Source organism: Pseudomonas sp. MWU13-2105 (genome assembly GCF_023242315.1).
Classification (GTDB): Bacteria; Pseudomonadota; Gammaproteobacteria; order Pseudomonadales; family Pseudomonadaceae; genus Aquipseudomonas.
On record NZ_JALLIY010000095.1, the window covers coordinates 1 to 332 of the forward strand.

General features: G+C 51.5%; 1 protein-coding gene. It reads left to right on the plus strand.

What is annotated here, in order from left to right; genetic code table 11:
• Positions 1–107: 107 nt before the first annotated feature.
• The coding region (locus tag M5B96_RS32460; RefSeq protein ID WP_248801259.1) for a hypothetical protein at positions 108–332 on the plus strand (225 nt) is incomplete at its 3' end.

The window sequence follows — 332 nt, forward strand, 5'->3', positions numbered from 1 at the left end:
ACGACCGATCGACCGCTGTCGATGGAAGCTCTGCTGTTGCTTCACTGTTTCCCCCCATACGGGCCTCGCCCGTATGGGCCAGGTCCTCCCTTAATCTTGGAGGCTCCATGAAAATGGAAACTGTTTTATACAAAGCGTTGGTCGCATCCAGCGTTCCAGATGAACACGCTACTGCCGTCATTGAGGCAATGGAGAAAGAGATGACCTCAACCCTTGCGAGTAAAACTGATCTCGCGATGCTTCGTGCCGAATTGAAGATCGACATCTCCGAGCTTCAGAAAAGCCTGGTGAAGCTTGACGCCAAGGTGGATACCTTAGGCAAAAATCTGACT